The sequence below is a fragment of the Streptomyces sp. NPDC045695 genome, from assembly GCF_056432025.1.
This window is the reverse complement of record NZ_JBWKJU010000007.1, coordinates 65,382-78,191: the sequence shown is the minus strand read 5'-3', so window position 1 is coordinate 78,191 and position 12,810 is coordinate 65,382. Positions and strand designations below refer to the sequence as shown.

Here is a 12,810-nt window from a genome sequence, read left to right as displayed (position 1 = left end):
GTCGCCCCGGCCTCAGCCTACCTACGCGTCATACACGTCCGCCTTGCGCGGCGCCGGCTCCTGGATGAGGCCGCTCATGATCGAGGAGCGGTTGGTGAACTTGTCGGTGTCGACGCCGTTCTCCTCCAGGACCTTGAAGGTCGCCGCGTGGATCGACCGCAGGACCGGAGCCACGGTGCGCAGCGCGTCGTCCGCCATGAACCGGTGGCGCCACATGGAGCTGGCCCAGACGTGGCGCAGGCCGAAGGGCTCGGGCAGGACCAGCTTGCCGCCGAGGAAGTCGAGGACGGGCGGGTACCAGGTCAGCGGGGCGCGCACGGCCAGGCGCACCACCTCCTGGGCGTTCACCAGCGGCAGCGGGCGCTCGACGGTCTCCCAGAAGCGGATGCTCTTGGGTACCTCCACGACCGGCGCGGCGGACTTCGTCGTGAACAGGCCGTGTACGGGGCCCAGGGCGTGCGCGGTGACGTCCACGCGCAGGGTCTTGTAGAGCACGGTGACCGTGACCAGCATGTTGATGACCAGCTGGCCGTCCCAGAGCGGGTACTGGATGCCCAGGTAGTGCCGGTCTCCGGCGCTGAACTGCTGCTCGTTGCAGATCCGGGTGATCTCGTGCGGCTTGATGAGGAAGGCCTCGACGTTCTCGCCGGTGGGGCGGGCCACCTCGGCGGCGCCCTCGCCGACCGGCGTGACGATCCAGTGCTGGATCGCGGCGGGCGGGAAACCGCCCGTGTGCAGGGGGCCGCGCTCCAGCTTGCGCAGCTGGGTGTCGATCGCGCGTATGACGTCCCAGCTGCGGAAGGGGTGGATCTCCATGCCCTCGGCCTTGGGGACGAGCTCCTCGGCCATCTGCCAGCTGCCCCACCGGATGCCCATGCCGAGTATGCCCTTGGGGCCCGCGTAGAAGACCTGGTTGCTGCGGTCCTCCGCGGTGAGCTTGGCCAGCTGGTGGCGCAGGTCCTCGCGCGCCTTCTCGTCCGGGTTGCCCGGCACGGCCTCCGGGATCTTGGCGCCGACCCCGCCGCCGGACAGCAGCGCGTCCCAGCGGGACCGCAGGTCGCGGGCGGTGGCCTCGCAGGTCCGGCGGGCGAGCATCCAGCCCAGGACCGGGGCGATGATCATGCCGCGCAGGTAGAGCCCGAGGAAGCCGGTGAGCGGCAGCTTGAACATCAGGGCGGCCACCACGACGCCGATGACGACCAGCACGGCGGTGCTGATCGCGGAGCCGCGCTTGCCGTCCTGGGAGGTCAGGCTCTTGCGGAGCTGGAACAGGCCCAGCCACAGCAGCAGCCCGGGCAGGAACAGCACGCCGCACACCAGTGTGATCAGGCGGAGCCTGCGGTCGCGCTGCTTGCGGATGTGGGAGGCGGCCAGGCAGTGCTCCACGACGGACTGGGGGTCGGCGCCGAAGGACTGGATGAGCGGTTTGCGGGCCGGGGCCAGGGTGCGGGCCTCGACGGCCCGGCAGAAGGCCTCGCCGAGGCTGGGCTCGAACAGGGAGATCTTCGGGGGCTTGACCGTCGCGGGGTGGTTCTCGCTGTTGGCGGTGAGGATCTTCTCCAGCTTGCTGTCGTTTCCGCCGTCGCGGTACGCGGCCGAGGCGAGGGCGTTGGTCGCCGCCGTCTGCCCACCGCCACCCTGGAGAGGAATCTGCGCCCCGGGCCTGAAGTCGAATCCGTCGTCCGCCACCGCTGCCCCCATCGCTGTGCGTTCGTGCTCTTTTGGTGCGCCGACGAGCCTATCGGCGGATCTGGGCCCATGGTCATGGGACAGGGAAATGCCGCCCACCGCAAGCGGGTTGGGTGGGCGACCCTTCCGACGCTATGTCAGTCAGTTTCCCTTCTCCGCCTGTTCGCGAACCTTGTCCGCGATCTGAGGGGGCATCGGCTCGTGCCGGGCGTAGGCCCGGGCGAAGTGGCCGGTTCCGTGCGAGACGGAGCGCAGCTCGACGGCGTAGCGGCCGATCTCGATCTCGGGGATCTCGGCGCGGACCCGGGTGCGGCCGGGGCCTGCCTGGTCGGTGCCGACGACACGGCCGCGCCGGCCCGCGAGGTCGCTCATGACCGGGCCGACGTACTCGTCGGGGACCAGCACCGCGAGCTCGGCGACCGGTTCGAGCAGGTCGATGCGGGCCTCGGCGGCGGCCTCGCGCAGGGCCAGCGCCCCGGCGGTCTGGAAGGCGGCGTCGGAGGAGTCCACCGAGTGCGCCTTGCCGTCGAGGAGGGTGATCCGCACGTCGACCAGCGGGTACCCGGCCGCGACCCCGCGGGCGGCCTGGCTGCGTACGCCCTTCTCCACGGAGGGGATGAACTGGCGGGGTACCGCACCGCCGACGACCTTGTCGACGAACTCGACGCCGCTGCCCGGCGGGAGCGGCTCCACCTCGATCTCGCAGATCGCGAACTGGCCGTGGCCGCCGGACTGTTTGACGTGCCGGCCGCGCCCGGCGGCCTTGGCCGCGAAGGTCTCGCGCAGGCTCACCTTGTGCGGGACGGGGTCGACCTGGACGCCGTAGCGGGTGCGCAGCCGCTCCAGGGCGACGTCCTGGTGGGCCTCGCCGAGGCACCACAGGACGAGCTGGTGGGTGTGCGGGTTCTGCTCCAGACGCATGGTGGGGTCCTCGGCGACGAGCCGGGCCAGGCCCTGGGAGAGCTTGTCCTCGTCGGCCTTGCTGTGGGCCTCGATGGCGAGGGGCAGCAGCGGGTCCGGCATCGTCCAGGGCTCCATGAGGAGCGGATCGTCCTTGGCGGAGAGGGTGTCCCCGGTCTCCGCGCGGGAGAGCTTGGCCACGCAGGCCAGGTCCCCGGCGATGCACCGGGTCAGGGTGCGCTGCTGTTTACCGAAGGGGGAGCTGAGGGCGCCGATCCGCTCGTCGACGCCGTGGTCCTCGTGGCCGCGGTCGGCGAGGCCGTGCCCGCTGACGTGCACGGTCTCCTCGGGCTTCAGGGTGCCGGAGAAGACGCGCACCAGGGAGATGCGGCCGACGTAGGGGTCGGAGGAGGTCTTGACGACCTCGGCGACGAGGGGGCCGTCGGGATCACAGGTGACGGCGGGGCGGGGGGAGCCGTCGGGGGCGCTGACGGTGACGGCGGCGCGTTCCGGCGGGGTGGGGAAGCCGCCCGTGATCAGTTCGAGGAGTTCCACGGTGCCCAGGCCCTGCTTGGCGCCGTCGGCGGCGGGAGCGGCCATCAGGACGGGGTGGAAGGTGCCGCGGGCGACGGCGCGCTCCAGGTCGTCCACGAGGGTCTTGACGTCGATGTCCTCGCCGCCGAGGTAGCGGTCCATGAGGCCCTCGTCCTCGCTCTCCGCGATGATCCCCTCGATGAGGCGGGAGCGGGCGTCGGTGATGAGGGCGAGCTCGGCGGGGTCCGGGTCGCGCTCCACGCGCTCGCCGGAGGCGTACTCGTAGACGCGCTGGGAGAGCAGGCCCAGGAGGCCGGTGACGGGGGCGTGCCCGTCGGGGCCGGCGGGACCGTGCAGGGGGAGGTAGAGCGGGATGACCGCGTCGGGGTCGTCGGCGCCGAAGATCTCGCCGCAGACTTCTGTCATCTGCGTGTAGTCGGAGCGGGCGGCCTCCAGGTGCGTCACGACGATGGCGCGGGGCATGCCGACGGCCTCGCACTCGTCCCAGACCATGCGGGTGGCCCCGTCGATCCCGTCCGAGGCCGAGACGACGAAAAGGGCCGCGTCCGCGGCGCGCAGACCGGCCCTGAGCTCTCCGACGAAGTCGGCGTATCCGGGGGTGTCCAGGATATTGATCTTGATTCCGCCCCATTCGACCGGGACGAGGGAGAGCTGGATCGAGCGTTGCCGGCGGTGTTCGATCTCGTCGTGGTCCGAGATGGTGGCACCGTCCTCGACCCGGCCGGCCCGGTTGACCGCTCCGGCGGTCAGGGCGAGGGCTTCGACCAGCGTGGTCTTGCCGGATCCACTGTGGCCGACCAGCACGACGTTCCGGATGGCGGAGGGGCGGTCGGCCGTCAGTGCCCTGCCGGCGGCTCCGGCTTGGTGTGATGTGGCTCCCATGGTGCTCGTGCCTCCCGGTGGTGACGGAGGAATACGCGGTTCTTCGAGCTTTGCACTGCTGTCACACCGCGTCCATACGTCGCGCCGGGGACGGCCCCGCGGACCCCCGGGAGCCGGTCCGCGACGAGAAGTCGGTCTTACATGGCGCGAACCGGTGGGTGCGCGGCATCCGGGCGGCGGCGCGCTGGCTACGATGGGCCCGCCGGTGGCCGTGGTGGCCGTGCGGCCCAGCGACCCTCCGGGAAGGCCATGCTGAACAAGTACGCGCGTGCATTCTTCACGCGTGTTCTCACGCCATTCGCCGCATTTCTGCTCCGGCGGGGGGTGAGCCCGGACGCGGTCACCCTGATCGGCACGGCCGGAGTGGTGGCGGGAGCGCTGGTCTTCTTCCCCCGCGGGGAGTTCTTCTGGGGCACCATCACCATCACCCTCTTCGTCTTCTCCGACCTGGTGGACGGGAACATGGCCCGCCAGGCCGGGATCTCCAGCCGGTGGGGGGCGTTCCTCGACTCCACCCTCGACCGGGTGGCCGACTCGGCGATCTTCGGCGGTCTCGCGCTCTGGTACGCGGGCTCCGGCAACGACAACGTGCTGTGCGCGGTGGCGATCTTCTGCCTGGCCAGCGGCCAGGTGGTCTCGTACACGAAGGCGCGCGGCGAGTCGATCGGGCTGCCGGTGGCCGTCAACGGGCTCATCGAGCGGGCCGAGCGCCTGGTGATCTCCCTGGTCGCGGCCGGCCTGGCGGGACTGGAGACCTTCGGGGCGCCGTCCTGGCTCGGGGTGCTGTTGCCGATCGCCCTGTGGGTGGTCGCGGTGGGCTCGTTCGTCACGCTGATCCAGCGGGTCGTCACCGTACGCCGCGAATCGGCGGAGGCCGACGCCGAGGCGGCCGCCCAGGCCCCGCCCGCCGAAGGCGGCGCGGTCTGATGGGCGCCGCACAGGACAAGCTGGTCGACGGGGTGTACGGGCTCGGCTGGGCCGTGGTCAAGAAGCTGCCCGAACCGGCCGCGGTGGCCCTGGGCCGGCGGATCGCGGACTCCGCGTGGAAGCGGCGCGGCAAGAGCGTGCTGCGCCTGGAGTCGAACCTGGCGCGGGTGGTGCCCGAGGCCGGGCCGGAGCGGCTGCGCGAACTGTCCAAGGCCGGCATGCGCTCGTACATGCGGTACTGGATGGAGTCCTTCCGGCTGCCCACGATGGATCCGAAACGGTTCGCCACGGACGTCGAGTTCAAGGACGAGCACCTGCTGCGCGAGGCCCTCGCCTCCGGCCGCGGGGTGATCGTCGCCCTGCCTCACCTCGCCAACTGGGACCTCGCCGGGGCCTGGGCCATCGGCCACATCGGCGTGCCCTTCACCACGGTCGCCGAGCGGCTCAAGCCCGAGACGCTCTACGACCGCTTCGTGGCCTACCGGGAGAGCCTGGGCATGGAGGTCCTGCCGCACAGCGGCGGCGCCGCCTTCGGCACCCTCGCCCGGCGGCTGCGCTCCGGAGGCCTGGTCTGCCTGGTCGCCGACCGGGACCTGTCGGCCTCCGGGGTCGAGGTGGACTTCTTCGGCTCCACGGCCCGCATGCCGGCCGGCCCCGCCCTGCTGGCCCAGCAGACCGGCGCGGTGCTGCTCGCGGCCACCCTGCACTACGGCGAGACCCCGAAGATGTACGGCCGGTTCCACCCCGAGGTGGAGGTGCCCGCGACCGGTACCCGGGCCGAGAAGACCGCCGCCATGACCCAGGCGGTGGCGGACGCCTTCGCGTGGGGCATCGCCGAGCACCCGGAGGACTGGCACATGCTGCAGCGCCTGTGGCTGGACGACCTGACCGACCGCCAGGAGCACGCCCAGTGAAGATCGGCATCGTGTGCCCGTACTCGTGGGACGTGCCGGGCGGGGTGCAGTTCCACATCCGCGACCTGGCGGAGCACCTGATCCGTCTCGGCCACGAGGTCTCGGTCCTGGCCCCGGCGGACGAGGACACCCCGCTGCCGCCGTACGTCGTCTCGGCGGGGCGCGCGGTGCCGGTTCCGTACAACGGTTCGGTGGCCCGGCTGAACTTCGGCTTCCTGTCGGCGGCCCGGGTGCGGCGCTGGCTGCAGGAGGGCGCCTACGACGTGATCCACATCCACGAGCCGACCTCGCCCTCGCTGGGACTGCTGGCCTGCTGGGCGGCGCAGGGGCCGATCGTGGCCACCTTCCACACCTCGAACCCGCGGTCCCGGGCGATGATCGCCGCCTACCCGATCCTCCAGCCGGCGCTGGAGAAGATCAGCGCGCGGATCGCGGTGAGCGAGTACGCGCGCCGGACGCTGGTGGAGCACCTGGGCGGGGACGCGGTGGTGATCCCCAACGGCGTGGACGTGGACTTCTTCGCCACGGCGGAGCCCAAGGCCGAGTGGACCGGGCAGACCCTCGGTTTCATCGGCCGCATCGACGAACCGCGCAAGGGCCTGCCGGTGCTGATGGCCGCCTTCCCGAAGATCGTGGAGGCCTGTCCGGACGTACGGCTGCTGGTCGCCGGCCGCGGCGACGAGGAGGAGGCGGTGGCCTCGCTGCCCGCGGAACTGCGTTCGCGGGTCGAGTTCCTCGGCATGGTCTCGGACGAGGACAAGGCGCGGCTGCTGCGCAGCGTCGACGTGTACGTCGCCCCGAACACGGGCGGCGAGAGCTTCGGCATCATCCTGGTCGAGGCCCTGTCGGCGGGCGCGGCGGTCCTCGCGTCCGACCTGGACGCCTTCGCGCAGGTCCTGGACCAGGGCGGGGCGGGCGACCTCTTCGCCAACGAGAACGCCGACGCCCTCGCGACGGCGGCCGTCACCCTGCTGCGCGACCCGGCCCGCCGCGCGCAGCTCAGCGCCCGCGGCTCGGCGCACGTCCGCCGCTTCGACTGGTCCACGGTCGGCGCGGACATCCTGGCCGTCTACGAGACGGTGACGGACGGCGCGGCGGCGGTCGACACGGACGAGCGGGTGCCGCTGCGCACCCGCCTGGGCTTCTCGCGGGACCCGGCGAGCTGATGCGGGGCCCGGTCGCGGTGATTTCGCCGGGCCCGATCTCCACGGGGTAGTGTCGCCGCCCGTGATCGAAACCCTTGTCTGGATCGCCCTGGCCCTCGGTGTCATCGGCGTCTACCTCAGCTGGACCGCCGGCCGGCTGGACCGGCTGCACTCGCGGATGGACGCCGCGAAGGCCGCGCTCGACGCGCAGCTCGTGCGACGGGCCTCCGTGGTACTGGAGGTGGCCACCTCCGGGGTGCTCGACCCCGCCTCCTCCCTGGTGCTGTACGAGGCCGCGCACGGCGCCCGGCAGGCCGAGGAGGAGCACCGCGAGGTCGCCGAGAGCGAGCTGAGCCAGGCGCTGCGGGCGGTCTTCGCCGACGCCGACCAGGTCGACCTGCTCAAGGCGGCTCCGGGCGGGGCGCAGGCCACCGAGGAGCTGGCCGCGGCGGTTCGCCGGGTACCGATGGCGCGCAGGTTCCACAATGACTCCGTACGGGCCGCACGCGCCCTGCGCCGGCACCGCAAGGTCCGCTGGTTCCGCCTCGCGGGGCACGCGCCCTTCCCTCTCGCCTTCGAAATGGACGACGAGCCTCCGGTGGACCTGGCCGAGCGGCCCGCATAGGTCCGCGGGGGACGGGCCAGGGCCGCCGGGGACAAATGGAAGAGCCACTGGCTCCACATTGGCCCTTGTAGTGGCCTGATCCGTGAGGTTTGCTCTGCCAGTAGTACCCGTCCCTTTCGAGCTCCCTTCGAGTGAGGTCAATCCGTGAGCACGCTTCCCACCTCCCCCCAGTCCGCCGAGTCGGCCATCGGCACCTCGCGCGTCAAGCGCGGCATGGCCGAGCAGCTCAAGGGCGGCGTGATCATGGACGTGGTCAACGCCGAGCAGGCGAAGATCGCCGAGGACGCCGGCGCCGTGGCCGTCATGGCCCTGGAGCGGGTCCCCGCCGACATCCGCAAGGACGGCGGCGTGGCGCGCATGTCGGACCCCAACATGATCGAAGAGATCATCGAGGCCGTCTCGATCCCCGTCATGGCCAAGTCCCGCATCGGCCACTTCGTCGAGGCCCAGGTCCTGCAGTCCCTCGGCGTCGACTACATCGACGAGTCCGAGGTCCTGACCCCGGCCGACGAGGTCAACCACTCCGACAAGTGGGCGTTCACCACCCCCTTCGTCTGTGGCGCCACCAACCTGGGCGAGGCCCTGCGCCGCATCGCCGAGGGCGCGGCCATGATCCGCTCCAAGGGCGAGGCCGGCACGGGCAACGTGGTCGAGGCCGTCCGCCACCTGCGCCAGATCAAGAACGAGATCGCCAAGCTGCGCGGCTTCGACAACAACGAGCTGTACGCCGCCGCCAAGGAGCTGCGCGCCCCGTACGAGCTCGTCAAGGAGGTCGCCGAGCTCGGCAAGCTCCCCGTCGTGCTGTTCTCCGCCGGTGGCGTCGCCACCCCGGCCGACGCCGCGCTGATGCGCCAGCTCGGCGCCGAGGGCGTCTTCGTCGGCTCCGGCATCTTCAAGTCGGGCGACCCGGCCAAGCGCGCCGCCGCCATCGTGAAGGCCACCACCTTCTACGACGACCCGAAGATCATCGCGGACGCCTCCCGCAACCTGGGCGAGGCCATGGTCGGCATCAACTGCGACACCCTCCCCGAGGCCGAGCGCTACGCCAACCGCGGCTGGTAGTCGAGCCATGACCCACACCCCCGTCATCGGTGTCCTGGCGCTCCAGGGCGACGTACGGGAGCACCTGATCGCCCTGGCCGCGGCGGACGCCGTGGCCAGGCCGGTCCGGCGCCCCGAGGAGCTCGCCGAGGTCGACGCCCTGGTCATCCCCGGCGGCGAGTCCACGACCATGTCGAAGCTCGCCGTGCTCTTCGGCATGCTGGAGCCGCTGCGCGAGCGCGTGGCCGCCGGCATGCCCGTCTACGGCACCTGCGCCGGCATGATCATGCTGGCGGACAAGCTCCTGGACGGCCGTGAGGACCAGGAGACCCTGGGCGGCATCGACATGATCGTCCGCCGCAACGCCTTCGGCCGTCAGAACGAGTCCTTCGAAGCCAAGATCGATTTCGCGGGCATCGCGGACGGCCCGGTCGAGGGCGTCTTCATCCGCGCCCCGTGGGTCGAGTCCGTCGGCGGCGCCGTCGAGGTGCTCGCCACGTACGACGGCCACACGGTCGCCGTGCGCCAGGGCAACGTCCTCGCCACCTCGTTCCACCCCGAGCTGACCGGCGACGACCGGGTCCACGCCTACTTCGTCGACATGGTGCGCGCGGGACTGTAATCAGGTCCCGGTAGGATCGGAGACGAACACTGTTGGTGACGCGAAGGAGACAGGCGGATGTCCGGCCACTCTAAATGGGCTACGACGAAGCACAAGAAGGCCGTGATCGATGCCAAGCGCGGCAAGCTCTTCGCGAAGCTGATCAAGAACATCGAGGTCGCGGCCCGTATGGGCGGCGCCGACATCGACGGCAACCCGACGCTCTTCGACGCCGTTCAGAAGGCCAAGAAGAGCTCGGTCCCGAACAAGAACATCGACTCCGCGGTCAAGCGCGGCGGTGGTCTCGAGGCCGGCGGCGCCGACTACGAGACGATCATGTACGAGGGCTACGGTCCGAACGGTGTCGCGGTGCTCATCGAGTGCCTCACCGACAACCGCAACCGCGCCGCCTCCGACGTGCGCGTCGCCATGACCCGCAACGGCGGTTCGATGGCCGACCCGGGCTCGGTCTCGTACCTGTTCAACCGCAAGGGCGTCATCATCCTGCCCAAGGGCGAGCTCTCCGAGGACGATGTGCTCGGCGCGGTGCTGGAGGCCGGTGCCGAAGAGGTCAACGACAACGGCGACACGTTCGAGATCATCAGCGAGGCCACCGACCTTGTCGCGGTCCGGACCGCGCTCCAGGAAGCCGGCATCGACTACGACTCGGCCGAGGCCAGCTTCGTTCCCTCGATGCAGGTCGAGCTGGACGAAGAGGGCGCGCGCAAGATCTTCAAGCTGATCGACGCGCTGGAGGACAGCGACGACGTGCAGAACGTCTTCGCCAACTTCGACGTCTCCGACGAGGTCATGGAGAAGGTCGACGCCTGACCGGCGTCCACCGCTCACCTTTCGAACGGCGGGCCGACGGGGACACACCCCGGCGGCCCGCCGTCGCTTTGCGCCGATGTCAGTGGGGCCGGATAGCCTGCACGGACAGACGGTCGAACAGCAGGGGGCAGGGTGCGAGTTCTCGGGGTGGACCCGGGGCTGACGCGATGCGGTGTCGGCGTCGTCGAGGGGATCGCCGGGCGTCCCCTGACGATGCTGGCGGTGGGAGTCGTACGGACGCCCGCTGATGCCGAGCTGGGCCACCGGCTCGTCGCCGTCGAGCAGGGCATCGAAGAATGGCTCGATACCCACCGGCCCGAAGTCGTCGCCGTGGAGCGGGTGTTCAGCCAGCACAACGTCAGCACCGTGATGGGTACCGCCCAGGCGAGCGCCGTCGCCATGCTGTGCGCCGCCCGGCGCGGGATACCGGTCGCTCTGCACACGCCGAGTGAAGTCAAGGCCGCCGTCACCGGCAGCGGCCGCGCCGACAAGGCCCAGGTCGGGGCGATGGTGACCCGGCTGCTCCGGCTGGACGCACCCCCCAAGCCGGCCGACGCCGCCGACGCGCTCGCCCTGGCCATCTGCCACATCTGGCGGGCCCCCGCCCAGAACCGCCTCCAGCAGGCGGTCGCCCTGCACGCCTCGAAAGGCCGTACCCGATGATCGCCTTCGTCAGCGGCCCCGTCGCCGCGCTCGCCCCCACTCTGGCCGTGATCGAGGTCGGGGGAGTGGGCATGGCCGTCCAGTGCACCCCGAACACCATCGCCGGCCTGCGGACGGGGGAGCACGCCCGGCTGGCCACGTCCCTGGTCGTACGGGAGGACTCGCTCACGCTGTACGGCTTCGCCGACGACGACGAGCGGCAGGTCTTCGAGCTGCTCCAGACCGCCAGTGGGGTCGGCCCGAGGCTGGCCCAGGCGATGCTCGGGGTGCACAGCCCGGACGCCCTGCGGCTGGCCGTCTCCACGGGGGACGAGAAGGCGCTGACGGCGGTGCCCGGCATCGGCAAGAAGGGCGCGCAGAAGCTGCTGCTGGAGCTGAAGGACAAGCTGGGCGCTCCGCTGGGCTCCAGTGGCCTGGTGGGGGCGCAGCGGGCCGCGGCGTCGGGGCCGGCCCCGTGGACGGAGCAGCTCGCCGCGGCGCTGATCGGGCTCGGCTATGCCTCCCGGGAGGCGGACGAAGCCATCTCGGCGGTGACGCCGCAGGCCGAAGCCGCCATTGCCGCCGGCGGTTCGGCCCCCGTGCCCCAGCTCCTCCGGGCAGCCCTCCAGTCCCTGAACCGAGCCCGCTAGCGTGCGGCGCCGTCTCCCGGGGCTCCGCCCCGGACCCCGCGCCTCAAACGCCGACGAGGCTAAATGCAGCCCCTCCGGCGTTTGAGGAGCGGGGGTCCGGGGGCCGGCCCCCGGCAGCGGCGCCGCACGCGACAGACCACCGTACGAACCGAGAAGGCAGACTGACACCGTGAACTGGGACGACGACAGCACCGCCGAGGACGAGGCACGTATCGTCGCCGCCGCGGCGGACGGGGAGGACACCGCCGTCGAGGCGGCTCTGCGGCCCAAGGACCTCGGTGAGTTCGTCGGGCAGGAGAAGGTCCGCCAGCAGCTCGACCTCGTCCTCAAGGCGGCCCGCCAGCGCGGAGCCACCGCCGATCACGTCCTGCTCTCCGGCGCGCCCGGCCTCGGCAAGACCACGCTTTCCATGATCATCGCCGCCGAGATGGGCGCGCCCATCCGGATCACCTCCGGCCCGGCCATCCAGCACGCGGGCGACCTCGCCGCGATCCTCTCCTCCCTCCAGGAGGGCGAGGTCCTCTTCCTCGACGAGATCCACCGCATGTCCCGGCCGGCCGAGGAGATGCTCTACATGGCCATGGAGGACTTCCGCGTCGACGTGATCGTCGGCAAGGGACCCGGCGCCACCGCCATCCCCCTGGAGCTGCCGCCCTTCACCCTGGTCGGGGCGACCACCCGCGCCGGGCTCCTGCCGCCCCCGCTGCGGGACCGTTTCGGCTTCACCGGGCACATGGAGTTCTACGCGCCCGAGGAGCTGGAGCGCGTCATCCACCGCTCCGCCCGTCTCCTCGACGTAGCGATCGACACCGCCGGCGCCGCCGAGATCGCCGGGCGCTCCCGCGGGACCCCGCGCATCGCCAACCGGCTGCTGCGCCGCGTCCGCGACTACGCCCAGGTCCGCGCCGACGGGGCGATCACCCGTGAGGTGGCCGCCAGCGCCCTCCAGGTGTACGAGGTGGACGCGCGCGGGCTCGACCGGCTCGACCGGGCCGTGCTGGAGGCGCTGCTCAAGCTGTTCGGCGGCGGTCCCGTCGGCCTGTCCACCCTCGCCGTGGCCGTCGGCGAGGAGCGCGAGACCGTCGAGGAGGTCGCCGAGCCCTTCCTGGTACGGGAGGGGCTGCTCGCGCGCACCCCCCGCGGGCGGGTCGCGACGCCCGCCGCATGGGCCCACCTGGGGCTTGTTCCGCCGCAGCACGGCGCGATCGGATCAAGCGGGCAACCGGGCTTGTTCGGGGCCTGACGGCGCGGAGGTTCGCGCCGTCAGGAACTGCGGTGCCATGCTGGGCGTTGTTCCATCGGTGCGGACTCGCCTAGACTCCGCCGATGCCGACCCTTCGGGTCGGTGTGCCCACCCCCCGTAGAAAAGGCCGCCGTCCGCGTGCGGTCGTGCGAAGGATCTCCGTCC

12 protein-coding genes are annotated in these 12,810 nt (G+C 71.7%); 10 read left to right on the top strand and 2 right to left on the bottom strand.

The window, feature by feature from the left end; translation table 11 throughout:
- Positions 1 to 21 precede the first annotated feature (21 nt).
- Positions 22 to 1,689, bottom strand: a complete 1,668-nt coding sequence (locus AC07DU_RS14785) for a hypothetical protein (protein WP_453372495.1) — start codon at positions 1,687 to 1,689, stop codon at positions 22 to 24.
- Between the two features lie 141 nt (positions 1,690 to 1,830).
- Positions 1,831 to 4,026, bottom strand: coding sequence for an elongation factor G-like protein EF-G2 (locus AC07DU_RS14780; RefSeq protein ID WP_479111665.1), 2,196 nt, complete (start codon positions 4,024 to 4,026; stop codon positions 1,831 to 1,833).
- A 249-nt stretch (positions 4,027 to 4,275) separates the two neighbouring features.
- Between AC07DU_RS14780 and pgsA the strand changes: the two genes are divergently transcribed.
- From pgsA to ruvB, 10 genes are all read left to right on the top strand, one after another.
- Positions 4,276 to 4,953 (top strand): phosphatidylinositol phosphate synthase, encoded by a 678-nt coding sequence (gene pgsA / locus AC07DU_RS14775; protein WP_479111663.1) that lies wholly within the window; start codon positions 4,276 to 4,278, stop codon positions 4,951 to 4,953.
- Positions 4,953 to 5,867 carry a phosphatidylinositol mannoside acyltransferase gene (locus AC07DU_RS14770; protein WP_479111661.1) on the top strand — a complete coding sequence of 305 codons (915 nt, stop codon included), beginning with the start codon at positions 4,953 to 4,955 and terminating at the stop codon, positions 5,865 to 5,867. The genes pgsA and AC07DU_RS14770 overlap by 1 nt, the downstream gene beginning before the upstream one ends.
- Positions 5,864 to 7,033 (top strand): glycosyltransferase family 4 protein, encoded by a 1,170-nt coding sequence (locus tag AC07DU_RS14765; RefSeq protein ID WP_479111658.1) that lies wholly within the window; start codon positions 5,864 to 5,866, stop codon positions 7,031 to 7,033. The genes AC07DU_RS14770 and AC07DU_RS14765 overlap by 4 nt, the downstream gene beginning before the upstream one ends.
- A gap of 61 nt (positions 7,034 to 7,094) precedes the next feature.
- Positions 7,095 to 7,637 (top strand): LemA family protein, encoded by a 543-nt coding sequence (locus AC07DU_RS14760; RefSeq protein ID WP_360887316.1) that lies wholly within the window; start codon positions 7,095 to 7,097, stop codon positions 7,635 to 7,637.
- A 144-nt stretch (positions 7,638 to 7,781) separates the two neighbouring features.
- Positions 7,782 to 8,699, top strand: a complete 918-nt coding sequence (pdxS, locus tag AC07DU_RS14755; RefSeq protein WP_215018835.1) for a pyridoxal 5'-phosphate synthase lyase subunit PdxS — start codon at positions 7,782 to 7,784, stop codon at positions 8,697 to 8,699.
- Between the two features lie 7 nt (positions 8,700 to 8,706).
- Positions 8,707 to 9,300, top strand: coding sequence for a pyridoxal 5'-phosphate synthase glutaminase subunit PdxT (gene pdxT, locus AC07DU_RS14750; protein ID WP_360887313.1), 594 nt, complete (start codon positions 8,707 to 8,709; stop codon positions 9,298 to 9,300).
- Between the two features lie 57 nt (positions 9,301 to 9,357).
- Entirely contained in the window at positions 9,358 to 10,110 is a 753-nt protein-coding gene (locus AC07DU_RS14745) for a YebC/PmpR family DNA-binding transcriptional regulator (protein ID WP_360887310.1), read from the top strand.
- 132 nt (positions 10,111 to 10,242) lie between these two features.
- The gene (ruvC, locus tag AC07DU_RS14740) at positions 10,243 to 10,773 is read left to right on the top strand and encodes a crossover junction endodeoxyribonuclease RuvC (RefSeq protein WP_453289289.1); all 531 of its coding nucleotides are present in this window, start codon (positions 10,243 to 10,245) and stop codon (positions 10,771 to 10,773) included.
- Positions 10,770 to 11,402, top strand: coding sequence for a Holliday junction branch migration protein RuvA (ruvA, locus tag AC07DU_RS14735; RefSeq protein WP_479111655.1), 633 nt, complete (start codon positions 10,770 to 10,772; stop codon positions 11,400 to 11,402). The genes ruvC and ruvA overlap by 4 nt, the downstream gene beginning before the upstream one ends.
- A 169-nt stretch (positions 11,403 to 11,571) precedes the next feature.
- A complete protein-coding gene (gene ruvB, locus AC07DU_RS14730) occupies positions 11,572 to 12,645 on the top strand; it encodes a Holliday junction branch migration DNA helicase RuvB (RefSeq protein WP_479111653.1) in 1,074 nt (357 codons plus the stop codon).
- Positions 12,646 to 12,810 lie beyond the last annotated feature (165 nt).

Coding starts and splice junctions, on each gene's coding strand:
- pgsA (WP_479111663.1), top strand. CDS start 4,276: ATGCTGAACAAGTACGCGCGTGCATTCTTCACGCGTGTTCTCACGCCA.
- AC07DU_RS14780 (WP_479111665.1), bottom strand. CDS start 4,026: ATGGGAGCCACATCACACCAAGCCGGAGCCGCCGGCAGGGCACTGACG.
- ruvA (WP_479111655.1), top strand. CDS start 10,770: ATGATCGCCTTCGTCAGCGGCCCCGTCGCCGCGCTCGCCCCCACTCTG.
- AC07DU_RS14770 (WP_479111661.1), top strand. CDS start 4,953: ATGGGCGCCGCACAGGACAAGCTGGTCGACGGGGTGTACGGGCTCGGC.
- pdxT (WP_360887313.1), top strand. CDS start 8,707: ATGACCCACACCCCCGTCATCGGTGTCCTGGCGCTCCAGGGCGACGTA.
- AC07DU_RS14745 (WP_360887310.1), top strand. CDS start 9,358: ATGTCCGGCCACTCTAAATGGGCTACGACGAAGCACAAGAAGGCCGTG.